Genomic DNA, 24,261 nt, shown 5'->3' on the forward strand with positions numbered 1-24,261 from the left:
TCGACGCGCCGCTCGCCCGAATCTAAGCTAATGAATCATTTGTGATTCTGCCTGTCCAGAGGAAAAAATAACCCTTTGTTAACCCCTTGCGAAGAATCGCATTTTTTCGCCCGCAGCGGTCACGGGAATCAATAAGGGTCGGGCCTCGCTCGAGACTTGCGGGCATTGGCACAAAGCAGCCAAGGCAGGGCCGGTCTCGCCCGGCCCTTTCCCGATGTCAGTCTTTCAAGATGCGATCGACGATGTCGCGCACATCGTTAGAGAGACCGTCGGAGGCGGCAATGGTCTCCAGGGCCTTTCTTGCTTCACCGGCGCGGCGCGTTTCCAGCGATCGCCAGCTTCGCATGGAGGTCAGCAGCCGCGCGGCAAGCTGCGGATTGCGTTTGTCGATTTCCAGAATTTCTGCCGCCAGAAAACGGTAGCTCTCACCATCTGCCCGGTGAAAGCCGGTGGGGTTTGCCGCCGCAAAACTACCGATCAGCGCACGCACCCGGTTCGGGTTGCCGCTGTTGAAATGCGGGCTTGTCATCAGGGAACGAACGCGCTCAAGGGCCGTGCCACCCGGCACGGTCGCCTGAATGGCAAACCATTTGTCCATGACCAGCGGGTTATCGCCGAACCGCTTTTCGAAGTCTGCCAGAGCCGCATTCGTCTCGTTGGTCCCGGCAAACTGATGCGCCAGCACGGTGAGCGCCTGCGATCTGTCCGTCATGTTGTTGGCATTTGCATAGGCCTCAGCCGCAAGCTGCGGGGTTTTGATGGCGTGGCCGAGATAGGAGAGGGCGGCATTCTTCAGGGCGCGCCGTCCGGCGCTGGGCGCATCGGGACTGTAGGCGCCCGCCTCCGCCATAGCCTTGTGGACCGCGAGGAAGATTTCGGAGCCATCCTGCGCGATCTGGCTGATGATAGCCTGCCGCGCGGCGTGGATTGCGTCCGGGTCGATGTCCGAGCCAAGTTCGCGGGCAATATCCATTTCGGAGGGCAATGAGAGTGCCTGGGCGCGGAAGGCGGGCTCCAGAGTGTCATCGGCCAGAATTGCCAGCAGGCTTTGCTTCAGCACGGGATCGACCTGCACGGCTTCCCCTGCGGCAAGCTTGCGGGCCGCCGCGGCAAGTGCGGGAAGCGCCATATCGGTCAGCGCCTGCCAGCGGGCAAAGAGGTCGCTTTCATGCCGGGCGATCAGCGCCAGCGCATCGCCGCTCTGGGCAAACCTGATGATGACGGGTGCGGAAAAACCACGGTTCAGGGACAGGACCGGAGGCTTTGCCACGCCCTCGAAGACGAAGCTCTGCCGCTCTCGGGTCAGGTGCAGCACGTCGCCTTCGATCGCAGAACCGGCTGAGGCCGATGCGGCAACCAATTTTCCCTTCGCGTCGATCAGGGCAAAGCGCAGCGGAATGTGCATGGGCTGCTTTTCCGGCTGGCCGGGTGTTGCCGGAATGGTCTGGGTCAATGTGACGGTAAATTGCTTCTTCTTCGCGTCATGGGCGGTTTCCACCGCAACGGCTGGCGTGCCGGACTGGTTATACCAGAGCGAGAATTGCGCAAGGTCCCTGGCCGATACCTCGGCAAAGCATTGCACGAAATCCTCCACGGTCACGGCTTGCCCATCATGGCGCTCGAAATAGAGGTCGAGGCCTTTTCTGAACGCCTGCGGGCCGAGAATGGTCGCAATCATCCGCGTGACTTCGGAGCCCTTCTCATAGACGGTCGTGGTGTAGAAGTTGTTGATCTCGCGATAGGCGGCAGGGCGCACGGGATGGGCAAGCGGGCCTGCATCCTCGGCAAACTGCTCCGAGCGAAGAGTGCGCACTTCCGCAATCCGCTTGACGGCGCGAGAGCGCTGGTCTGCCGAGAATTCGTGATCGCGATAAACGGTCAGGCCTTCCTTCAGGCAAAGCTGGAACCAGTCGCGGCAGGTGATGCGGTTGCCGGTCCAGTTGTGAAAGTATTCGTGCGCAACAATGGCTTCGATATTGGCGTAATCCTGATCGGTGGCCGTTTCCGGATCGGCAAGGATGTATTTGTCGTTGAAGATGTTGAGGCCCTTGTTCTCCATGGCGCCGAAATTGAAGTCCGAAACGGCAACGATCATGAAAATATCGAGATCGTATTCGCGGCCGAAAACCTCTTCATCCCATTTCATCGAGCGCTTCAGTGCATCCATGGCATAGGCGGCATTGCCCTGTTTGCCATGCTCAACATAGATTTTCAGTGCCACCTCGCGGCCGGACATGGTGGTGAAACTGTCTTCGACCAGGGCAAGATCGCCGGCAACCAGCGCAAACAGATAGCTCGGCTTGGGGTGAGGGTCGAACCAGGCGGCAAAATGCTTGCCCTCGCCATAGCCTGCGCCGCCAAGGAAGTTGCCATTGGACAGAAGCAGCGGATTGGCGGCCTTGTCGGCAATGATATTGACCGTGTAGACGGCCAGAACGTCCGGACGGTCAGGGAAATAGGTGATGCGCCGGAAGCCTTCCGCTTCGCATTGCGTGCAATAAATGCCGTTGGAGCGGTATAGCCCCATCAGCTGCGTATTGGCTTGCGGATTGAGCAGGGTGGTGATGGTGATCTCGAAGGGCTCGGCTTCCGGCAGATCCCGGATGGTCAGATGGGTGGCAGCGGCCTGATAGCGCTCCGGTTCCATTTCCATCTGGTCGAACAACAGGCTGACCAGCACCAGATCTTCACCATCCAGCACCAGCGGCGCCTTGGTATCGGCACCTTCGCGGCGGTGAAAGATGAGACGGGCTTCGACTTTGGTTTCGGTCGGATCCAGTTCGAAAGTAAGATCGACTCTTTCCAGGACGAAATCAGTCGGGCGATAATCCGCCAGATTAACCACCTGGCCCGCTTCTGTACGCATCAAATAATCCTGATCGTCTATTGCAAGGTGTTGCGCAGACCTCCCCGCGCAATTTCCGGAAATATGGCAGGAATTCCTGAACGATTGCTAAAATCTGATCTTGTTCCGTCATTTGGCGGAATTTTCACTTTTTTAGATGCTTCCGCCGGGCGCTACGGTGGCCCCGATTCGATCTTGCATTGCTTTGTTCGCGCTCCAAAGCGGGGAAAAGGCGGTCGTTTTGGACAAGTCCACCGCCATTTGAAGCTGTCCTGCCCCTGACGGCGCGCCCGTAGATCTTCCATGACTTTTTTCGGACGTTTCTTTTTGGGACGCTTGGCGGTGGCATGACCCATGGTCGAGTTGTAAACGAAGAGGCGGCTTTGCAGGTTGCAAGGGCTTGCGCCGGGCGATGGATTTGGGCAAACCCGACCTTAGATCGGTTCATTGTTTCACGGCAACATTGAACCGATCTAACTATTTGGTTTTACGCATTTTTAGACGGAAAACCGGCTTCCACTTTTCCTGAAAATGCTCTGGAGCACCAATCCGATTGAATCAGATCGGCGCTCCAAGATTTTCTTTTCGAAGCATAATCTTGTCGATCCTCGTTTCACTCCGGTCGGATTATGCTCTAAGGTCAAAACTCAACCCCAACAGTCGTTTTGACTCTGTCAATCCTCCCACCGGTCATGTCATGTCATTTCAACTTCCGGCAGGTCCGCTTCGCGGCATAGTGTGCAAGATCTGTTCGGTCACGCTTTTCGTGGCCATGCAGGCCGCAATCAAGATGGCAGGGGCGGGTGTTGCGGCGGGACAGATCACTTTTTATCGTTCGGCTTTCGCGCTTTTTCCGATTTTTCTCTATCTCGCCTGGCTGGGAGAGTTGCGAACAGGTTTCGTTACCACCCATGTGTTCGGCCATGTGAAGCGCGGCATGATTGGCATAGCGTCCATGGGCTGCGGCTTTTACGGGCTCGTCCACCTGCCCATGCCCGATGCGATCGCGATGGGCTATGCCATGCCGTTGATTGCCGTCATTCTGGCGGCCGTGTTTTTAAAGGAAGAGGTGCGGCTTTACCGTTGGTCGGCGGTCGGTCTCGGGCTGTTTGGCGTCATTATCATTTCCTGGCCCAAGCTCACCATGTTCAGTCATGACGGTTTTGGCTCGCAGGCAGCCGTCGGAACGGTTGCCGTGCTGGTTTCGGCATGCCTTGCCGCCGGGGCCATGTTGCAGGTGCGGCAATTGGTTCAAACGGAGAAAACCGCCACCATCGTGCTGTATTTCTCCATCATCGCAGCGCTCATGTCGCTGCTGACTTTGCCTTTCGGCTGGGAGGCACTCATCTCCAGCCAGTTTTTCTACCTTGCGCTGGCAGGATTTTTCGGTGGGTTCGGCCAGATTCTCCTGACGGAGAGCTATCGTCACGCCGATATTTCAACGGTCGCGCCGTTCGAATACAGCTCCATCCTGTTCGGCTCCCTGCTGGGCTATGCGTTTTTCGGCGATGTTCCGAGCCTCCATACCCTGGCGGGAACCCTGATTGTTGCGGGATCGGGCATTTTCATCATTCTGCGCGAGCGCCAGCTGGGGCTTGAACGTCAGGCAGAAAAGAAGGCCGCCTCACCGAATGGATAAGGAGGTGTGCCAGTGGCCACCTTTCACGCCGCCGGTCTGCCATCGCCTGCGGGAGGCTGGTCGTTCATGAGCGCAGAGACTCCTTCCGTGCCCTGCATGGGAAGCGAGGAGGCCTGGAAGGCGCCCTTGTCAGGTGTGTCGCCGCTGCGGCGGCGCATCCGCCAGCCCGCATAGGCAGCGTAAAGGGCAAAGGAAAGCGCCAGACTATAAAGCAGGCCGTCCGGTCCGGCATTTTCCATGATCGATCCTGAAATCAGCGGCCCCGTTACCGTTCCCAGGCCATAGAGAATCATGATGGCGCTGGAAAGCGTCACATATTCCGTTGGCTCGGCGAGATCGTTGGCATGGGCCACGTTGAGCGAATAGACGGGATAGAGAACCGTTCCGACAAAGAAGCCGCAAATGTAAAGCGCAAGCGCCGAAAGCCCGCCCATGACAATCATCATGCCGCAGCACAGGACGCCGAAAACGCCTGCCGCGACCATGACCTTGCGCCTGTCCATGCGGTCGGAGATCTTGCCGATCGGCATTTGCGCCAGCGCGCCCCCGGCCAGCACGGCCGCCAGAAGCGTGGCGCCTTCCATGGTCGAAAGGCCGATATTCTGGGTGTAGACGGCACCGAGACTGCTCCAGGTTCCCGAAAGCGCGCCTGATAGCAAAGAGCCGATAAAGGCAATGGGCGAACGGCGGTAAAGCTTGAGAAGATCGAAGCGCGCCTGCCCCAGCGGTGAGGGTGACTGGGCCGAGGAAAGCGCGGTGGGAAAGATCGCGCTCGAAAAAATCAACGCGCAGACCATGAACAGGGTCAGGCTTGTGACATCGCCGAAGGGCACGATATACTGGCCGCCAATGGAGCCCACGAGACAGGCGATCATGTAAACGGAAAAGACCGCGCCGCGATGTTCGTTTTGCACGCGCTCGTTCAGCCAGCTCTCGATGATGAGATAGCTTCCTGCCATGGCAAAGCCCGACAACGCGCGAAACACCGTCCAGGCGCGCCAGTCCACCATCAGCGCGCACAGAAGGATAGACACGGTGAGCAGGGTTATAAGGGCCGAGAAAACCCGCACATGCCCCACCCGCTGCACAAGGTAAGGCGTGATGATGCAGGAACTGGTGAAGCCGAATGTGTAGCCGGTGGCGATCATGGAAATGGTCAGCGTGGACCAGCCCTCTGCCACGGCGCGAATGGGCAGCATGTAATTCATCATGCCATAGCCGGTCATCATCAGCAGCGTGGAAAGCATCAGGGTCGCAATGGACGTCAGGCTGGCAAGCATGGGCGTTTCATTCCCGCGTGGTATCGGTTCCGGGCGTCGTGAAGGCGGCCGGGAGCCCGTTTGGCCTCCAGGCCAGAAGGCTTTGCCTGCGATAGGGCAAAAACACAAGAGACGGATGAACTGCCAAGGCCCATCCCTTTCCTGCGTTCTGTTGGCAAGCATTGAGCGCCTGCATGAAAGGCGCAGAAGGCTAAACTTCATTCTAAACGATTGAACTCATGCCTCATCCGGCCCCTGCGCGAGAAAATAATCAGCGCAGCGTCCGCGCATAGCTGCCATGCACGCCGGTCAAACGGATTTGCGACGAGAGCCTGTCTGCCCCGAAACCGGCAGATACGCATCTCCACGCAATATCGACGCACCTATAGGTTGCGTAAGTCTCCGCATTCAGTAGTGAAGATTAATATAGGCGGAATTTCCGGTTGTTTATTAACTATAACGAACGCCACGCCTGCGCCAGGTGCTGCAACATGCGGTCAAAGGCGGTTATTTCAAGAGGAAAATACAACCCATGAATGCTATTGATGCGTTTTTTGTAAAAGGATACAGCCTCAAAATTTTTGGAAAATCCATATATAAAAAGAGCAATACCGCAAGATATATTTCAACTATTTCATATTCAATTTGCTTAAATAGTGTATAGGAGGCTTCAAAGCTGCAAGACAACCGTGCTATAGAATTTGGCAGGCGCGAATGGAAAAACAAAAAAGCTTGAAGACAGGATATTTTGCCAAATATCTGCGAAATGTCATAGGGAATGCAAAAACAGAATGGCGGTTTCATTAGAGAGACTTGTTTCGTCTCCGGATTTTACAAAAGCCATGGTGGAGATGGCGCGGCGGCTGCAGCGGGATTGTCACAGTCATCCTCGCCTGACACGTGTGGTTGGTTCTCATCGCCGCTGGCTGCTCGCGCAGGTCATTTTCCTTCTGCAATCCCAGCCCGAAAGCGTCGGCGGCAAGGGAGGCCTTACAGCCGGACGTTTCAAGCAGATGGTGGTGGAGGCCGGGATCGCCAGCCGCAACACCGCGCTGAGTTTTCTCCAGCATCTGGTTTTCTATCGGCTGCTCGTGGTGGAGACGGCCGAAAATGTTCGTCCGAGGCGCTATGTTCTGGCCGAGAAAAGTCTGGCGGCCTGGAAATGCTGGTTTCTGGTGACGATCGATGTGCTGGATGCCGTGGACGATGGCAATCGGCGAAAACTTTTCCGGGAAAGACCTGAGCTTTTTACGCTGACCCAAGTGGAAATGTCGCGGCGCTGCATCGAAGACAAGAGGTGGCGGGAGCCTTCAGAGCGTATTGGCCTGTTTCATTGGACGGAAGCAGGCATCCTCGTCATTCGCGATCTGCTGAGCCGCATCTCCGGTCTCGAACCTGTCGATGGCTGGTATGATATAGGCGATGCCGATCTGCCGGAACTGGCGGCGGCGCTGCTCATGTCCCGCACCCATTTACAGCGGCTCTATCGAAAAGCCGTGGATCAGGGTTGCCTTGCACCGAAGCCGGGCCTCAAAGGGCAGTTTCTGCTGTCAGAGGGATTTGTGCAGGAATATTGCCAATGGCAGGCAATACGCTTTGCGCATCTGGATGCGGCAATCGATGAAGCCGTGGCTTTCACCAGCAAGGCGTGAAAGTCTGGTTCAGAGCGGAATTGCAGAGGATGTCCGTGCGTCCGCATGATCGCGGGCGGCGCGGCGACATTCCGAGGAAAAGCTGACCGCCATGCTGATGATGCTGAGAGTTTGGCGAAAGCTTTCGAGCGGGCGTGCGCGCATGTTTTTTGGACCTTGATGATGAAAGCACGGTGGATTTTGCCAAAGCCAACCGGGCTTGTTTGAAACTTTTCCAGGAAATGCTTTTGTTTTTCCGCATTTCCGGTCGTAAAACTGAACGGAGTTTTGCGATACCAGCTCTACCGTGCGGTTCGTACCGCCTGACCGAAAATCAATGAGCCGCGGATTTGTTCCAGACGCATCCACGCGATTGCCGTCAATTGTTCTGCCGGGGAAATAGCTTTTACCTGACTGCGGTCATTGCCGCGGAAAGCGGATGCAAGCCGGAGCGTCTCGAAATTGCTGTGCAGGGCATTACGGTTTCGGGTCATCTGTCCTGGTCCTTTACCTTTTCCTCCCAAGACAGCTCTAATATTGCATTGCAGCATGAAATTTACAATTGCCGCCCGCGAATGACTGTTATGCATTCGCGGCAGTTCCTGGTTAACGCAATTTAACAATTGCCGGTCGCTGATTCGCCGGCCCGGAAGGTGAGGAGGTCCTGCCAGGCCAGGGCCTTGGTGGCGGGGGCCAGCAGCAATTCCTGCGGATGAAAGGTGGCAAGCGCCGGTACGACGTGGGATCCTGCCGCCACGTCGCGCCATTGGCCGCGCAAGGCATGGATGGTCGCATTCGCACCAAAGAAAAACCGCGCCGTGAAGTTTCCAAGCAAAAGCAGGGATTTGGGCTCTGTCAGGACAATTTGCCGCTCGATGAAAGGCCGGCAGATGGCCGCTTCCGCCGGAGAGGGAGGGCGGTCCCCCGGTGGCCGCCAGGCGATTGCAGTGGTGAGCAGCGCGTCCTGCCGCGTCAGGCCCGCAGCCGCCAGCATACGATCGAGCAGGGCGCCAGCCCGGCCGGAAAACGGCACGCCTTCGCGGTCGTCATCGGATGAGGGCATGGGGCCGACAATCATCAGGCCTGAGGCGGGATTGCCTTGCGCAAAAATCGTCGAGCGGGCGCTGACCTTGAGATTGCAACTGGTAAAGCCTTCAAGCGCCAGTTTCAGTTCGTCCAGCGTGCGGGCGCTTTCTGCGGCAAACCGGGCATCGGCAATGGCCTTGTCGTCGGGAATGGCAACAGGCGTTGACGGCAAAGGCCGGGAGACGGCTTTTTCCGCAGCTGCCGGGCCGGGCGAAGCTTGCGCCGGTGACGTCTCGCGACGGGAGGGCTGGCGCTGTCCGCGCGCCTGTTTTTCCGCAGCAAATTCCGCCACGCGATCCACGGACACATCTTCAAGCAGCCATTCCACGCCCGCATCGGCGTGGAAGGAGAGAAGTGCCGCCAATTCGGCTGCGGACATGTCACCGGCCTGGATCATGCGCTCACCTTACAGGACGTCGCGTCCGCTTGGAACCGGTTTGACGGCCTGTGTCATGCCGCCGTCCACATGGCAATGTCATCGCGTTGGCCGATAAGCGCCAGTCCATGGGCAATGGAAACCAGTTCGCCACCCGTTTCGATCCGGCTGGCGTCGAAGCGGCGGGTGAAGATCTGGCGCACGGCAGGCACGAAGGATGTGCCGCCGGTCAGGAAAACCTTGTCGATTGCGCCTGTGTCCGTGCCGGTCTTTGCCAGCACGTCATCCAGCGCCTCTTCGATGCGCGCCACATCGCTGGCGATCCAGCTTTCGAAATCGGCGCGCTTCACGCTCCTGCGCCCGGCCTTGCCAAGCGGGCTGAAGTTGAATTCTGCCTCGTCGTCGCGTGAAAGCGCCATCTTGGTGGCGGAAACGGCCTGATAGAGCGGATAGCCCTCGTCATGCTCGACGAGATCGATAAAGAGTTCGAGCTTTTCCGGCTCCAGCGATTGGCGCACCAACTGCTTGAGATCCTGAAATTCCCGCGATGTCTTGAAGACGGAAAGCTGGTTCCACCGGGAAAAGCTGGTGTAATAATTGCTCGGCACATCCAGAAGCTTGTCGAAACTCTTGAACTGGCTGTCCTTGCCGATTTCCGGCGCCACCAGATGCTCGATGATGCGCGCATCGAACTGGTCGCCCGCAAGGCCCACGCCCGAATGGCCGACTGGAACGGCGGAAAGCTGCCCGCCCCGCCGCTCGAAGCGGATCAGGGAATAGTCGGTGGTGCCGCCGCCGAAATCGGCCACCAGCACCGTGGCATCCTGGGTGAGATGCTGGGCAAAATAAAAGGCCGCCGCAACCGGCTCATAGACATAATGGATTTCGGGAAAGCCAAGCCGCGTCAGGGCCTCGTTATAGCGCCGCAATGCAAGCTCCGGATCAGGCGATGAGCCGGCGAAATGCACCGGCCTTCCCGCCACGATGCGCTTTGCCTGCCCCGGCCAGCCATCGCCCGCATAGGCTTCGAGCCGCTTGAGAAAGACTTCCATCAGATCTTCGAACTCGAAGCGGCGGGCGTGAACCAGTGTGGCCTGAAACAGCGGCGAGGCGGCAAAAGTCTTGATCGACTGCAAAAAGCGGCATTCGCCCGGATTGTCGATAAACTGGCGGATCGCCGCCTGACCGGCTTCCACCTTCAGCGCCCTTGCGCCCAGCTGCGCATCTTTCATGAAGGAAAGGGCGGTGCGCATACTGTCCGTCTCTCCGGCGGCAGAGGAGAAGCGCACCGAATGGGTGGTGGCGGCATCGTCTGCCAGGGCAAGCACGGTATTGGTCGTGCCGAAATCCAGTCCGAGGGCGTTGGTCATGCTGTCTATCCTGCAAAACGTCAAAAAAGCAGAGCGCCGATGAAGCGGTGGCTCGCTTCATCGGCTCTAACTGTTTGTCTTTACGCATTTCCGGACGGAAAACCGGTTTCCACTTTTCCTGAAAATGCTCTAACGAAAGTGGGCGGTGATCAGACGCCGGAAATGGGCTTTACCCACGCATGGGCGTCGTTGCTCTGGCCGCGCTGAATGCTGACGAGGGCTTCGCGCAGCGTCTGCGTTACCGGGCCGGTTTCGCCGCCATTGATCGTGAAGGCGCCGCCGGGGAATTTCACCGTGCCGATCCCGGCAACCACGGCTGCCGTGCCGCAGGCAAAGGCTTCCTTCAGCTTGCCGCTGGCCGCATCCGCCTTCCAGTCCTCGAAGGAATAGGGGCGTTCATGCACCGTCATCCCCTTGTCGCGGGCAAGGGTAATCAGCGATTTGCGGGTAATGCCCGGCAGAATCGTGCCACCGAGGGGCGGCGTGACCAGCGAGCCGTCATCCATGACGAAGAAGACGTTCATGCCGCCCAGTTCTTCCACCCACTTATGCTCGGCGGCATCGAGAAACACCACCTGATCGCAACCCTGCGCCTGCGCTTCGGCCTGGGCAATCAGGCTGGCGGCATAATTGCCGCCGCACTTGGCAGCCCCCGTGCCGCCCGGCGCGGCGCGGGTGAATTTTTCCGTGGACCAGATGGTGATGGGCTTTGCGCCGCCTTTGAAATAGGGTCCGACCGGCGAGGCGATGACGCAGAAAATATAATCCTTTGCAGGGCGCACGCCCAGAAACGCCTCCGAGGCGAACATGAAAGGACGCAGATAGAGGCTGCCTTCCCCCTCGGGGATCCATTTGGCGTCGATCTGCACCAGCTTCTCGATGGCTTCCAGGAAGGTTTCCTCGGCAATTTCCGGCATGGCCATGCGGCGGGCCGACTCGTTGAAGCGCCGCGCATTTTCTTCCGGGCGAAACAGCACAGCCCGGCCGTCGGCGGTGCGATAGGCCTTCATGCCCTCGAATATTTCCTGCGCGTAATGCAAAACAGAGGCCGCCGGATCAATGGCAAAGGGTGCACGCGCCGTGATCTCGCCATCGTGCCAGCCGCGATCCGCATTCCAGCGAATGACCGCCATATGATCGGAAAACAGGGTGCCGAAACCCAGATTTTCAAAGGCCTTGAGGCGATCGGCCTCCGGCATGGGATTGGCATTGGGGTTGAGGGCGAATTCTACGGATGCGGTGTTGACGGCCATGGCACTCAATTTCCGAAGCTTGATCTGTGCTGAGATTGTCCCGCTCTACTACCTGCTTTTAAAGGGATTACAAAGGAGAAATTCCAGCCGCGCCGCTGCTCGACACGCCCTTGGCAACATGCAAAGGCTCCCGTTTTTCCGGTGAGATGGACCTTCGCCTGCTTTTTGAGAGGCGCAGGTCCGTGCGGTCCCCTTCATCCCAGCATTACATGTTGGGATAAAGTGGACCTTCGCCAGCTTTTTGAATGACGGAGGTCCGCGCGATCCACTTTATCCCAACATTACATGTTGGGATAAACTGGACCTTCGCCAGCTTTTTGAATGACGGAGGTCCGCGCGATCCACTTTATCCCAACATCACATGTTGGGATAAACTGGACCTTCGCCTCCTTGTGGCGGCACCCAGGTGATGTTCTGGTTCGGATCCTTGATGTCGCAGGTCTTGCAGTGGACGCAGTTCTGCGCGTTGATGACGAAGGTGTCGTTGCCGTCCTTCTCGACCCACTCATAGACCCCGGCGGGACAGTAGCGCGTGGAAGGCCCCGCAAAGACATCGTGTTCGGAACGCTTTTGCAGTTCCATGTCCTTGACCTTGAGATGAACCGGCTGGTCTTCCTCGTGATTGGTGTTGGAAAGGAAGACGGAGGAGAGGCGGTCGAAGGTCAGCACGCCATCCGGCCTGGGATAGTCGATCTTCTTGTGCTTGCTGGCCGGTTCGAGACATTCGGCGTCGATTTTTCCATGCGTCAGCGTGCCGAAGAGCGAAAGGCCGAAAAGCTGGTTGGTCCACATGTCGATGCCGCCCAGCGCCACGCCGATGGCCGTGCCGAAGCGCGACCAGAGCGGTTTGACATTGCGCACCCGCTTGAGGTCCGTGCCGATCGGGCTGTTGCGCCACTGGTTTTCAATCTCCACCGGCTCGTCATTGGCGCGGCCTGCGGCTATCGCCTCGGCAATGCTGTTTGCGGCCATGATGCCGGACAGCACCGCATTGTGCGAGCCCTTGATGCGCGGCACGTTGACGAAGCCCGCCGAACAGCCGATCAGCGCCCCGCCGGGGAAGGAAAGCTTCGGCACCGACTGGAAACCGCCCTCCGTAATGGCGCGCGCACCGTAGGAAAGCCGCTTTGCCCCCTCGAACGTGCCGCGAATGGCCGGATGCGTCTTGAAACGCTGGAATTCCTCGAAAGGATAGAGATAGGGGTTCTTGTAGTTCAGATGCACCACGAAGCCCACCGCCACCATATTGTCTTCGAGGTGGTAGAGGAAGGAGCCGCCGCCCGTCTTCATGTCCAGCGGCCAGCCGAAGGAATGCTGCACCAGCCCCGGCCTGTGATGTTCGGGCCGGACCTGCCACAGCTCCTTGATGCCGATGCCGAATTTCTGGACATCGCTATCGCTCGAAAGATTGAAGCGCGCGATCAGCTGCTTGGCAAGCGAGCCGCGCACGCCTTCGCCGATCAGCACATATTTGCCCAGAAGCGCCATGCCGCGCGTATAGTTCGGGCCGGGCTCGCCATTCTTCTCGATGCCCATGTCGCCAGTGGCAACGCCGATGACGGCGCCCGCGTCATTATAAAGAATTTCGCTGGCGGCAAAGCCCGGATAGATTTCAACGCCAAGCGCCTCCGCATGGGCGCCCAGCCAGCGACAGACATTGCCGAGCGAGACAATGTAATTGCCGTGATTGTTCATGAGAGGCGGCATGAAGGCATTGGGCAGGCGCACCGAACCGGCCGGTCCCAGAAACAGGAAATGATCGTCCGTCACCGGCGTCTTGAAGGGGTGATCGGCCTCTTCGCGCCAGCCGGGAATCAGCATGTCCACGCCAACCGGATCCACCACCGCGCCTGAAAGAATATGCGCGCCAACCTCCGCGCCCTTTTCCAGCACCACCACGGAAAGATCGGGATTGACCTGCTTCAACCGGATGGCGGCCGAAAGGCCTGCCGGTCCCGCACCGACGATCACCACGTCGAATTCCATGCTCTCGCGTTCGGGCAGCTCCATCTCGCTCATTTTCGTCTCCGTTCGGAAAGTCCGGCTTGTCTTTACTTCCTTGTCAAATGCCCGCGGGTTTGTCGAGCCGGACAGCGACATTCGCTTGCCCGAAATTTCGGCAGGCACTCATGAAGAGGCAGGATATATTCCGTTTACGTTCACGTCAATTTTTCTGTCGCATCATCTTCAGGCATGATCGTGGATGACTTCCAGAAACGCCTCGCCGAAGCGTTCGAGTTTCGTCTGGCCAACGCCGGACACGTCCAGCAACTCATCCGGCGTCAGCGGCCTTGCCTTTGTCATGGCGATCAGCGTGGTATCGGGAAAGATGACGTAGGGCGGAACGCCCTGGTCCTGCGCCAGCTCCCGCCGCAGTTTTCGGAGTGCTTCGAACAGCGCGGTTTCGGCCTCGTCCAGTTCGGCGCGCTGTCTGGTGCCGGAACCGGCAAGGCCCTGTTTTGCCGCCTTGCCGCGACTGGGACGATCCTTGCGAAAGCGGATCTCCCTCTCGCGCCTGAAAACGGCGCGCGCGCTTTCATCCAGTTTGAGGGCGCCGAAGGCGGTGTGGTCCACGAAGATCAATCCGGCGGCCAGCAATTGCCGGTAGACGGAAGACCATGTCTTGGCGGGCAGGTCCTTGCCCGCTCCGAAAACCGGCATGTCCACATGGCCGAAACGGGTGGTTTTTTCGTTGATTTCGCCCGTCAGCACATCCACCAGATGCCCGGTTCCGAAGCGCTCGCCGGTGCGATAGATGGCGGCCAGCGCCTTTATGGCGGCGTCCGTGCCGTCCCAGGTTTCCACCGGCTTGAGGCAGGTGTCGCAATTGCCGCAACTGCCGCCATGCGCCTCGCCGAAATGCGCCAGAATGGCCTGACGGCGGCAGCCCGGCGTTTCGCAAATGGCCAGCAGCGCGTTCAGCTTGGCGCGCTCCACGCGCTTCACGTCCTCGCTTGCGCCACCTTCATCGATCATGCGGCCGCGCTGGATCACATCGGCCATGCCATAGGCCATCCAGACTTCGGAGGGCAGGCCATCGCGTCCGGCGCGCCCGGTTTCCTGGTAATAGGCCTCCACCGAACCTGGCAGATCGAGATGAGCCACATAGCGCACATTCGGCTTGTCGATGCCCATGCCGAAGGCGACGGTTGCCACAAGGCACAATTCCTCCTGCTTCAGAAAGGCATCCTGATTGGCATCCCTGATCTGCCGGTCCATGCCGGCATGATAGGGCAGGGCGTCAATGCCCTGCTCGTTCAGCCATTCGGCCGTCTCCTCGACCTTGGCCCGCGACAGGCAGTAAACGATGCCGCTCGATCCCTTGTGGCGCGACAGGAAGCGCAAAAGTTGCTGGCGCGGTTGGTCCCGCTCGACGATCTCGTAGGAAATGTTCGGCCGGTCGAAGGAGGTGGTGAAAACCTCCGCGTCATGCAGTTCCAGCCGGTCGATGATGTCTTGGCGGGTATGGGGATCGGCGGTGGCGGTCAGCGCCATGCGCGGCACGCCGGGATAAAGCGTCTTCAGCCCGCCCAGCGCCCGATATTCCGGGCGGAAATCATGCCCCCATTGGGAAACGCAATGGGCCTCGTCTATCGCAAAAAGAGCAATCTCCACGCCGCTCATCAGCTCGTGAAAACCGGGCGTTACCATACGCTCCGGCGTGACATAAAGAAGATCGAGCGTGCCGTCGGAAAGGCTGCGGCGCACCTCGAGATAATCCTCGCGGGTGAGGGAGGAGTTCAGCGCGGCGGCGCGAATGCCAAGCTGGGCAAGGGCCGTTACCTGATCGCGCATCAGGGCGATCAGCGGGGAAACCACGACGCCCACTCCCTTGCGGCAAAGGGCGGGAATTTGAAAACACAGGGATTTTCCCGCCCCCGTGGGAAACAGCACCACCGCATCGCCCCCGGCCACGACCCGCTGGATGACCGGCGCCTGCTTGCCGCGAAAGCCGCTATACCCGTAAACCCGCTGCAAAACCTCCAGCGGATGCGGCGTGACATGTTGGTGCTGCATGTGGCGTTCCTTTCTGCGGCGGGGATAAAGCATTTCCAGGAAAAGTGGAATCCGGTTTTCCGTCCGGAAATGCGCGACAGGAAGCATTGTCCTGAGAAAAGTGGAATCCGGTTTTCCCTTGGCAAATGCGTATCGGGATGAAGCCGGGGTTGTGCGCGGGCGGCGAAAAGCAATTCACAGCTTTGCGGGAACGCTGTAGCCTTTGCGCCATTGACAGTGAAAGAAGGATTTCAAACCATGGATCTCGGCATTTCCGGCAAGCGCGCTCTTGTTCTGGCGGCGTCTCGGGGGCTTGGCGCGGGCATTGCCAGCGCGCTGGCGGCAGAAGGGGCGCATGTGCTGATTTGCGGGCGCACGGAAGAGAAGCTGAAGGCCAATTGCGACGCAATCGCCGCCGCAGGCGGCAAGGCCGATTATGTGGTGGCAGATCTTGCCGATGCGCATTTTGTCGATGCGATGCTTCATGCCGTGCGCGAAAAACTGGGTGGCATCGATATTCTGGTCAACAATACCGGCGGTCCCACGCCGGGAACGGCTGAGGAGATGGATGCAGACAAGCTTTATACCTTCTTCCAGACCATGGTGGTGCGGGTCATCACGCTGACCAATGCGCTTTCGCCTTTGATGAAGGCGCAAGGCTTCGGGCGCATCCTCACGGTTGCGTCGTCGGGCGTGGTGGAGCCGATCGCCAATCTTGCCCTGTCCAATACGCTGCGTGGGGCGCTTGTCGGGTGGAACAAGACATTGTCTTCGGAGCTTGCCTCTTATGGCGTGACCGCAAACCTGATCCTGCCCGGCCGCATCCATACCGACCGGATCGACGAGCTGGACGGTGCAAATGCCAAACGGTCGGGCAAGACGCTGGACGAGGTGCGTGCAGCCTCTCTTTCCGGCATCCCGGCAGGACGGCTGGGACGGGTCGAGGAATTTGCGGCAACGGCTGCTTTTCTCTGCTCGGTGCCTGCTTCCTATGTGACCGGCACCATGGTGCGCGTGGATGGCGGGGCGGCGAAATCGCTCTGACAATGCAAGCATAGGGCGATTATTACGAGAAATTAAGGCGAACTCACCTGTTGTTGATCAATTTGCGCGATCGCGAATGTTTGCGTGTAACATGATTTACGTGATGATGGTGAAAAGGTGTTCGGCCCGCTGACCGGCGGGCTGAAGCCGGTCATCCGGTGGCGGTCGCCATCGCGATGGACCAGTCGTGACCCTCAATTTTCCGCCAGGGGCAGCCCTCTGCCGGATGCTCCAAGCTCGTTAGGCCCGTTATGAATAAATTCTGGATCACCTCAGGCGTGCTGGTGGCAATTGCCATTGGCGGATGGACGTATCGAGACCAAATTCCCTATCTCAATGCGCTTGCGGGCAAGCAGCAGGCAGGCTCGCCGGATCAGTCCGCTCACGCGGGGGGCGGCGCAACGGCAGCGCAGGGCCAGAATGGCGGCGGCGCTGGCGGTGGCAACCGTGGCGGCAACCGCCGCAATGGCGGCCCGGCGGTGGTGAAAACCGTGGCGGCCAGCACCGCAAACCTGCCGATGGATGCGGGGGCCACAGGATGGGCCGAGGCCGATGACAGCACCACCATTGCCGCGCTTCAGGCCGGGCAGGTCATTTCCATTGCCGCCAGGGACGGGCAGGAAATCAAGGCTGGCGAATTGATTGCCAGCATGGACGACCGGTCCGCGCGGGCAACGGTGGACAAGGACCGGGCCAATATCGCCGCCGCCGAGGCAACGCTTGCCGAGGCGGAGGCTGCGCTGCAACGCGCCTCAAGCCTCGTCAAGCAGAACGCCCAGTCGCAGCAGACCTATGAGCAGGCCAGGGCCACGCGCGATGCGGCGGTTGCCTCGCGCGATGCGCTGAAGGCAACGCTGGAGGCCGATCAGGTCGCGCTTGATCACATGCAGATCCGTGCCCCCTATGATGGCAGGCTGGGCAGCGTGCAGGTCAGCCCCGGCGCCTATGTCAGTGCTGGTTCCACCATTGTCACCATCACCCGCTACAACCCGATTTTCGTGAAATTTCCGATGTCGGAACGCTATCTGCCGCAGTTGCGGGCAGCGGCGGGCGCTCATCCCGTAACGGTGGATGTCGATCCGCTCTCCACCGGCGGCGAGGCCGATAGCGGCACGCTGAGCTTCTTCGACAATGCGGTGGATACCTCCTCCGGTACCGTGTCGGTCAAGGCGCGTTTCGAAAACAGCAAGGGCACGCTCTGGCCGGGCCAGAGTGTGAACGTGACGGTGCGCTTTGCCAGCAGCGACAGCAATATCGTGGTGCCGACGGTTGCCGTCAGGCCCGGCGCCGATGGCGATTTTGTCTATACCGTCGATGGTGATCGCAAGGTGCGCGTCACCCCCGTCAAGGTTCTGCGCGCCAATGGCGACATGACGGCCATCGCCTCCGGCCTCAAGGAAGGCCAGCAGGTGGTGGTGGAAGGTCTGGCGCAGCTTGCAGACGGCCAGACCGTCACGGTGGAAACCGCCGCATCGAGCAAGCCCGGCCAGAAACTTGCTGAAAACAAGAGCCAGGGAGGACAGGAATGATCCCGGCATTCTGTATCAACCGGCCTGTCGCCACCACGCTTCTGGCCATCGGGCTGGTGCTGGCAGGGCTTGCGGGTTATCGGCTGCTGCCTGTGGCAGCGCTGCCAAAGGTGGATTTTCCCACCATTAACGTTTCGGCCTCGCTGTCCGGCGCATCGCCGGAAACCATGGCCACCTCGGTGACGACGCCGCTGGTCAAGCAGTTTCAGACCATTCCCGGCATTACGGAAATCAGCGCCACCAACACGCTGGGCAACACCTCCATCGTGTTGCAGTTCGACCTCAACCGCAATATCGATGCGGCGGCGGCGGATGTGCAATCGGCCATTTCGCGCACCACGCGGCAATTGCCATCCAACATGACCAGCACGCCAAGCTACCGCAAGACCAACCCGGCCGATGCGCCGGTGCTGATTCTCGCCGTGCGCAGCGACGAAATGCCCCGCAGCAAGGTGGATGAGATTGCCAACAATATCATCTCGCCGCTTCTGTCCACGCTGCCCGGCGTGGCGCAGGTCAGCGTCTATGGCTCGCAGACCTATGCGGTGCGCATCGGCGTGGATCCCGCCAAATTGCAGGCAAGGGGGCTTGGCGTCGATACGCTGACGACGGCGGTGGCCAATGCCAACAGCCAGTTGCCGATCGGCACGCTTTCCAGCGCCAACCAGCAATTGACCATCGAGGCCAATACCCAGCGCACCAATGCAGACCAGTTCAAGTCGCTGGTGATTGCCAACAGCAATGGTGCGCCCATTCATCTGGGCGATGTCGCCAATGTGCAGGATAGCGTGGAAAACCTGCAAGGCGGAAGCTGGTATGACGGCAAGCGCGCCATCGTGCTGGCCGTGCAGCGCCAGCCCGATGCCAATACCGTGCAGGTGGTGGATGAGATCATGGCCAAGCTGCCGGCGTTGCGCCAGCAATTGCCGCCGTCGGTCATCATCAATGTCATGAACGATTCCTCCGCTTCCATTCGCGAAGCGGTGCATGACGTGGAATTCACGCTGATGCTGACCATCGCGCTGGTCATTCTGGTGATCTACCTGTTTACCGGCCACCTCACCGCCACCGTCATTCCGGGGCTTGCAGTGCCGCTGTCGCTCATCGCCACCTGCGGCGGCATGTATATGCTGGGTTACAGTATCGACAACATTTCGCTTCTGGCGCTTACGCTATCCGTGGGGCTGGTGGTGGATGACGCCATCGTCATGCTGGAAAACATCCTGCGGCTGGTGGAAGAGGGGATGCCCGTGCGGGAGGCTGCGCTGAAGGGTGCAGCCGAGGTGAGCTATACGATCATCTCCATGTCCATCTCGCTGGTTGCCGTCTTTATTCCCATCCTGCTGATGGGCGGTGTGATCGGCCGCATCTTCAACGAGTTCGGCATGGTCGTCACCATGGCCATCCTGTCGTCGGCGGTGGTATCGCTGACCGTCACGCCCATGCTGGGCGCGCGCATTTCGGCCCATTCCAGCAATCCGCCCTGGCTTATCCGCCAGTTCGACAAGGGCTTTGCCTGGACGCTGCGCGGTTACGACCGCTCGGTGGTGTGGTGCATCCGCCATCGCTTCACGGTGATGTTGGTGTTCTTCGCCTCGGTCGCGGCGTCGGGATGGCTGTTTTACACCCTGCCGCAGAGCTTCTTTCCGCAGGAGGATGTTGGCCGTCTTTCCGTGTCCACCCGCGCGCGGGAGGATATTTCCTACGAGGCCATGCAGGAATTGCAGGGACAGGTTGCGGCGGTTCTTCAGGCCAATCCGGCTGTCAAACACGTCAATTCCATCGTGGGCGGCAACAGCCGCAGTCCGCTGAACAACGGCTCGCTGAACGTGGAACTGAAGCCCAAGAATGAGCGTCCGCCCTTGCAGCAGACGCTGAACGACCTGCGGCGTGATCTCGCCAGGATTGCCGGGATCCGGGCCTATATCAATCCGCAGCAAAGCCTCAGGCTTGGCGGCAGAAGCACGGCCAGCCTTTACCAGCTCGTGGTGCAGGGCCTGAACTCGACGGAAACCAACCAGTGGTCGGACACGATCCTCAAGGTCATGCGCCGCGACCACCTGTTTACCGACGTGACGTCGGATGCGCAGAACGATGCGATTTCCGCCACCATCAATCTGGACATGGAAAAGGCGGCGGCCTTCGGCATTACCAGCGACCAGTTGCGCAAGACGCTGGAAATGGCCTTCAGCGGCTATACGGCGGCACAAATCCAGTCCACCGGCGACAGCTATGACGTGATCGTGGAATTCGACAAGAGCCGCCAGTGGACGGATGAGTTCCTGAAGGATATTCGCATCCGCTCAGCCTCCACCGGCACGCTGGTGCCGCTGTCCAACTTCGCCAATGTCGTGCGCAAATCGGCACCCGTCGCCATCAACCAGAACGGCCAGCTTGTTGCGACCACCATTTCCTTCAACCTGCCGGAAGGGGTTTCTCTCAGCCAGGCGACGGACCGGATCGATGAGATCAAGAAGGAAGTAGGCCTGCCGGCCGATGTTTTCACCACCTATGGCGGCACGGCGCAGATTTTCAAGGATTCGCAAGGCAGCACCGGCCTGCTGATCCTTGCGGCGGTGCTGACGATCTATGTGGTGCTGGGCGTGTTGTATGAAAGCTTCATCCACCCGCTCACCATCCTGTCCGGCCTGCCGGCGGCCGCCTTCGGGGCGCTGCTTTCGCTGAAGCTTCTCGGCTTCGACATGTCGATCATTGCCCTGATCGGCCTTTTGATGCTGATCGGCATCGTCAAGAAAAACGCCATCATGATGATCGACGTGGCCATAGAGTTGATCCGCGATCACGCCGAAACGCCCGCCAAAGCCATTCACGAGGCCTGCGTGCGCCGTTTCCGTCCAATCATGATGACGACGTTCTGTGCCCTTCTCGGTGCGCTACCGATCGCCATGGGCGAGGGCGCAAGCTCCGAGCTTCGCCAGCCGCTGGGCGTGGCGGTGGTGGGCGGTCTGGTGGTGTCGCAGCTTCTCACGCTGTTCATCACGCCGGTGATCTTCCTTGAAATGGACCGTTTCGAAAAGTTTCTCGGCAGGCTGCTCCGCCGCAAACACCACGACAATGCCGCCAACCGCGACGCCGAGCCGCCGCGCTCCGCCATGGCGGCGGAATAAGCACCGCAGGGCGGAAATGAAAAAGGCCCGCAGCGATGCGGGCCTTTGCTTGCCTTACAGCGCCGTGCGTTTTATCAAACGCACAAAGGACGCTGTAACACTTTAAAGCTGCTGCATAATTTTCACTTTAAATCGATTCCGATTTAAGGAATTATGCAGTAGCCGATCCACGCCTTTACAGCAGCGTTCCGCTCAAAATCAGCAGCGCGACGCTGAAATAAATGACCAGACCGCTCACATCCACCAGCGTGGCGACGAAGGGGGCGGAGGCGCTGGCCGGATCGAGCCGCAGCTTTTGCAGGATGAAGGGCAGCATGGAGCCCGCCATCGAGCCGAAGGTGACAATACCGATCAGGGCCGAGAAGACGGTAAAGCCGATCAGCACCCAGTGCTCGCCGTAATCGTAAAAGCCCAGCTTCTGCCAGATCATGATGCGGATGAAGCCGACGGCGCCGAGAATGGCGCCCAAGGTCACGCCCGTGGGCAATTCGCGCAGGCCAACCCGCCACCAGTCTGACAATTTCAGCTCGCCAAGCGCCAGCGCCCGGATGATGAGCGACGTGGCCTGCGAACCGGAATTGCCGCCGGAACTCATGATGAGCGGCATGAAGAGGGTGAGCACAATGGCCTTTTCCAGCTCGTTTTCGAAATATTGCATGGCGCTGGCCGTCAGCATTTCTCCCACGAACAGGGCGCATAGCCAGCCCGCACGCTTCTGGATCATGCCGGCAAAGCTGATCTGGTTATAAGGCTTGCCGAGCGCTTCCATGCCGCCGAATTTCTGGGCGTCTTCCGTGGTGTCGGCAATCATCGTGTCGATCACGTCGTCCACGGTGACGATGCCCAGCATCCGGTCTTCGTCATTGACGATCGGCAGGGCCAGAAGATTGTTGCGGCGGATCAGCCGGGCCACATCCTCCTGTGCCATCAGCGGTCCGGCGGTTTCGATACCGTCGCGGCGGGCAACGGAGAGAATATCGGCCTCTCCCGGCACCGTCACCAGGCGGCGCAGCGTAACCACGCCGGTCAGCGCGCCGCTTTCCCGGTCGAGAACATAGATGGCATAGACTGTTTCGCTGTGGCTTTCGACGCGGCGGATATGGGCCAGCGTTTCGGCAACGGTGTAGTCATCCGGCACGGCCACATATTCCGTGGTCATGATGGAGCCTGCCGTGCGTTGCGGATAGGCCATCAGATGTTCCACGGCGTGCGCCGTGGCCGGATCGAGCCGCGAAAAGATGATGGCGCGGGGACGGTCCTCCATCTCCTGAAAAATATCGGCCACGCGGTCGTGGGCGGTTGCTTTCAGCAGACGCACGGCCTGATCCACCGGCATGGCGGCAAGGATTTTTCCGGCATTGTGCAGCTCTGGCCGGGCAATGACGCGAAGCGCCTTTGGCTGCGGCAAATGTGCAACGGCATCGGCTGCCTCTTCGATGTCGAGCTGGTTTAGCTGCTCGATCCGTTCGGCAATGGTGACAACATTGAGGCTGTCATTGAGAAGGGCGCGGGCGGCATGGCCAGCCCGGCCTTGAAGGCGCTGGATGTTCATTAGCTTGCCTTTCCGTCGATCCGCCGTAGCGACCGATCGGGCAGGCTGACGGAGACGTCAGAGCGCGATGGCCGCGTACGGCAAAGACAATCGACTGCTACTGTCGCTTGGCATCGAAACGATGACTCCGTTGAAATCCGCCCCCCGAAAATGTGTGGGCGTGATGATTAGCTGCGACTCTTTCCGGCAATTGTCAAGTGCTTTGCGGTCGATCACGTTTTTCTGCCGCATTGCACAATCAAAGGCTGGACCGGGATCGTGACATCTCTCGTAAGCTGTTGATTTCAGGCTTTGTTAACCGTGATGGATCTGCGTTCGGCCAAAAGCGAAATCATGAAGACGCAGAAGCCGAGCACCGAAAGTGCGGCGCCCACATACCCTGTGGAGCCATAGCCGTAATGGGCAACAGCCAGTCCTCCAAGCCATGCGCCAAGCGCATTGGCAATGTTGAAGGCGGAGTGGTTGGAGGCGGCGGCCAGGGTCTGCGCGTCGGCTGCCACATCCATCAGCCTTGTCTGGACCGCCGGGCAGGCGGCAAAGCCGCAGCCGGTGAGAAACACGCAGATAAACAGCATGACGGGATTGGCCGCTGTCAGCGAAAACGTGGTCATCACCACCATGTTGAACACCTGCATTCCGCCGATCGTGCCTTTCAGCGAGTAATCGGCCAGCCGCGATCCCAGGATATTGCCGACATTCATGCCAATGCCGAAGACCACCAGAACCAGCGCCACCGTAGAGGCGGGCAGGCCCGCCGTATCGGTGGTGGTGCGGGCGATATAGCTGAAAATGGCAAAGAGCCCGCCAAAGCCGGTGGCGGCAATGGCCAGGTTGAACCAGACCTGCGGCCGCGTGAAAGCGCCAAGCTCCCGGCGGATGCTGGCGCTTTCCTCCACCTTGTCCCGCGCAAGGTTCAGACCGATGAGCAGGGCGGTCAAGGCGGCAATCGTCCCCACCAGCACAAAGGCGGATCGCCAGCTCAGCATCTGGCCGAAAAAGGTGGCGAGCGGCGTGCCGAGCAATGTCGCGACCGTCAGCCCCAGCATGACGCGGCCAACGGCGCTTGCCCGCCGGTTGGGCGCGGCCATGGAGGCCGCCACCAGCGAGGCCACCCCGAAATAGGCGCCATGCGGCAGGCCGGTGATGAAACGCAGCAGCGTGAAACTCAAAAAGCCGGGCGCAAACGCACTGGCAAGATTGCCCAGCGCAAACAGGCTCATCAGCCCGATCAGCAGCGTCTTGCGCGGCAGCCGCGCGGAAAGCACGGCGATGATCGGCGCGCCCACCACCACACCCAGCGCATAGGCGCTGATGACATGACCCGCCTCCGGCACGCTGACCCCGTAGCTTGCGGCCACATCCGGCAAAAGCCCCATGATGGCGAATTCACCCGTGCCGATGCCAAAGCCGCCCACCGCCAGTGCAAGCTCGATCAGGGCCGCGGTTTTCCCGCTCACTGGCGCGGCATCGGCGTTTTCGGCCGCATCGGGCAAAGCCGCCTTCTCCTGCCGGAAGCTTTCATTCATTCGGTGGTCCTTTGCATGGGGCTGGCC

15 protein-coding genes are annotated in these 24,261 nt (G+C 59.7%); 5 read left to right on the plus strand and 10 right to left on the minus strand.

All coding sequences use genetic code 11. The features are described from left to right. Window positions 1-217: 217 nt before the first annotated feature. Window positions 218-2,866 carry an aminopeptidase N gene (gene pepN, locus T424_RS0100570; protein ID WP_027485988.1) on the minus strand — a complete coding sequence of 883 codons (2,649 nt, stop codon included), beginning with the start codon at window positions 2,864-2,866 and terminating at the stop codon, window positions 218-220. 676 nt (window positions 2,867-3,542) lie between these two features. Here pepN and T424_RS0100575 point away from each other — a divergent pair. Beyond that, window positions 3,543-4,484, plus strand: a complete 942-nt coding sequence (locus T424_RS0100575) for a DMT family transporter (protein ID WP_027485989.1) — start codon at window positions 3,543-3,545, stop codon at window positions 4,482-4,484. Between the two features lie 23 nt (window positions 4,485-4,507). On the opposite strand, the gene T424_RS19865 is transcribed toward T424_RS0100575, so the two are convergent. After that, complete coding sequence (locus T424_RS19865; protein ID WP_051558704.1) at window positions 4,508-5,764, minus strand: MFS transporter; 1,257 nt, start codon at window positions 5,762-5,764, stop codon at window positions 4,508-4,510. 770 nt (window positions 5,765-6,534) lie between these two features. Here T424_RS19865 and T424_RS19870 point away from each other — a divergent pair. Then, a complete protein-coding gene (locus T424_RS19870) occupies window positions 6,535-7,395 on the plus strand; it encodes a hypothetical protein (protein ID WP_154664756.1) in 861 nt (286 codons plus the stop codon). Window positions 7,396-7,676: 281 nt separating this feature from the next. On the opposite strand, the gene T424_RS0100595 is transcribed toward T424_RS19870, so the two are convergent. From T424_RS0100595 to recQ, 6 genes are all read right to left on the minus strand, one after another. Beyond that, entirely contained in the window at window positions 7,677-7,964 is a 288-nt protein-coding gene (locus tag T424_RS0100595; RefSeq protein WP_154664757.1) for a hypothetical protein, read from the minus strand. Window positions 7,965-7,990: 26 nt separating this feature from the next. Beyond that, complete coding sequence (locus T424_RS0100600) at window positions 7,991-8,857, minus strand: uracil-DNA glycosylase (RefSeq protein ID WP_027485991.1); 867 nt, start codon at window positions 8,855-8,857, stop codon at window positions 7,991-7,993. A gap of 53 nt (window positions 8,858-8,910) precedes the next feature. After that, entirely contained in the window at window positions 8,911-10,206 is a 1,296-nt protein-coding gene (locus T424_RS0100605; protein WP_027485992.1) for an Hsp70 family protein, read from the minus strand. 149 nt (window positions 10,207-10,355) lie between these two features. Further along, on the minus strand, window positions 10,356-11,459 hold the full coding sequence (locus T424_RS0100610; protein WP_027485993.1) for a branched-chain amino acid aminotransferase: 1,104 nt from the start codon (window positions 11,457-11,459) through the stop codon (window positions 10,356-10,358). Between the two features lie 357 nt (window positions 11,460-11,816). Next, a complete protein-coding gene (locus tag T424_RS0100615) occupies window positions 11,817-13,478 on the minus strand; it encodes an electron transfer flavoprotein-ubiquinone oxidoreductase (protein ID WP_027485994.1) in 1,662 nt (553 codons plus the stop codon). Between the two features lie 168 nt (window positions 13,479-13,646). Further along, window positions 13,647-15,476 (minus strand): DNA helicase RecQ, encoded by a 1,830-nt coding sequence (recQ, locus tag T424_RS0100625; protein WP_027485995.1) that lies wholly within the window; start codon window positions 15,474-15,476, stop codon window positions 13,647-13,649. A 237-nt stretch (window positions 15,477-15,713) separates the two neighbouring features. Between recQ and T424_RS0100630 the strand changes: the two genes are divergently transcribed. From T424_RS0100630 to T424_RS0100640, 3 genes are all read left to right on the plus strand, one after another. Continuing rightward, on the plus strand, window positions 15,714-16,499 hold the full coding sequence (locus tag T424_RS0100630; protein WP_027485996.1) for an SDR family oxidoreductase: 786 nt from the start codon (window positions 15,714-15,716) through the stop codon (window positions 16,497-16,499). A gap of 251 nt (window positions 16,500-16,750) precedes the next feature. Beyond that, a complete protein-coding gene (locus T424_RS0100635; RefSeq protein ID WP_027485997.1) occupies window positions 16,751-18,028 on the plus strand; it encodes an efflux RND transporter periplasmic adaptor subunit in 1,278 nt (425 codons plus the stop codon). Next, the gene (locus T424_RS0100640; protein ID WP_027485998.1) at window positions 18,025-21,156 is read left to right on the plus strand and encodes an efflux RND transporter permease subunit; all 3,132 of its coding nucleotides are present in this window, start codon (window positions 18,025-18,027) and stop codon (window positions 21,154-21,156) included. The genes T424_RS0100635 and T424_RS0100640 overlap by 4 nt, the downstream gene beginning before the upstream one ends. Before the next feature lie 175 nt (window positions 21,157-21,331). Here the strand turns inward: T424_RS0100640 and mgtE are convergent, their stop codons facing one another. Both mgtE and T424_RS19875 read right to left on the minus strand, forming a co-directional pair. Continuing rightward, window positions 21,332-22,708, minus strand: coding sequence for a magnesium transporter (gene mgtE, locus T424_RS0100645; protein ID WP_027485999.1), 1,377 nt, complete (start codon window positions 22,706-22,708; stop codon window positions 21,332-21,334). A 284-nt stretch (window positions 22,709-22,992) separates the two neighbouring features. Then, window positions 22,993-24,234, minus strand: coding sequence for an MFS transporter (locus tag T424_RS19875; RefSeq protein WP_037066210.1), 1,242 nt, complete (start codon window positions 24,232-24,234; stop codon window positions 22,993-22,995). Window positions 24,235-24,261: the final 27 nt, after the last annotated feature.

The sequence above is a fragment of the Allorhizobium undicola ORS 992 = ATCC 700741 genome (assembly GCF_000621665.1).
Taxonomy (GTDB): domain Bacteria; phylum Pseudomonadota; class Alphaproteobacteria; order Rhizobiales; family Rhizobiaceae; genus Allorhizobium; species Allorhizobium undicola.

Bases quoted from the DNA above. Each gene is read 5' to 3' on its own strand.
- pepN (WP_027485988.1), bottom strand. From the start codon at position 2,866: ATGCGTACAGAAGCGGGCCAGGTGGTTAATCTGGCGGATTATCGCCCG.
- T424_RS0100575 (WP_027485989.1), top strand. From the start codon at position 3,543: ATGTCATTTCAACTTCCGGCAGGTCCGCTTCGCGGCATAGTGTGCAAG.
- T424_RS19865 (WP_051558704.1), bottom strand. From the start codon at position 5,764: ATGCTTGCCAGCCTGACGTCCATTGCGACCCTGATGCTTTCCACGCTG.
- T424_RS19870 (WP_154664756.1), top strand. From the start codon at position 6,535: ATGGCGGTTTCATTAGAGAGACTTGTTTCGTCTCCGGATTTTACAAAA.
- T424_RS0100595 (WP_154664757.1), bottom strand. From the start codon at position 7,964: ATGCATAACAGTCATTCGCGGGCGGCAATTGTAAATTTCATGCTGCAA.
- T424_RS0100600 (WP_027485991.1), bottom strand. From the start codon at position 8,857: ATGATCCAGGCCGGTGACATGTCCGCAGCCGAATTGGCGGCACTTCTC.
- T424_RS0100605 (WP_027485992.1), bottom strand. From the start codon at position 10,206: ATGACCAACGCCCTCGGACTGGATTTCGGCACGACCAATACCGTGCTT.
- T424_RS0100610 (WP_027485993.1), bottom strand. From the start codon at position 11,459: ATGGCCGTCAACACCGCATCCGTAGAATTCGCCCTCAACCCCAATGCC.
- T424_RS0100615 (WP_027485994.1), bottom strand. From the start codon at position 13,478: ATGAGCGAGATGGAGCTGCCCGAACGCGAGAGCATGGAATTCGACGTG.
- recQ (WP_027485995.1), bottom strand. From the start codon at position 15,476: ATGCAGCACCAACATGTCACGCCGCATCCGCTGGAGGTTTTGCAGCGG.
- T424_RS0100630 (WP_027485996.1), top strand. From the start codon at position 15,714: ATGGATCTCGGCATTTCCGGCAAGCGCGCTCTTGTTCTGGCGGCGTCT.
- T424_RS0100635 (WP_027485997.1), top strand. From the start codon at position 16,751: ATGAATAAATTCTGGATCACCTCAGGCGTGCTGGTGGCAATTGCCATT.
- T424_RS0100640 (WP_027485998.1), top strand. From the start codon at position 18,025: ATGATCCCGGCATTCTGTATCAACCGGCCTGTCGCCACCACGCTTCTG.
- mgtE (WP_027485999.1), bottom strand. From the start codon at position 22,708: ATGAACATCCAGCGCCTTCAAGGCCGGGCTGGCCATGCCGCCCGCGCC.
- T424_RS19875 (WP_037066210.1), bottom strand. From the start codon at position 24,234: ATGAATGAAAGCTTCCGGCAGGAGAAGGCGGCTTTGCCCGATGCGGCC.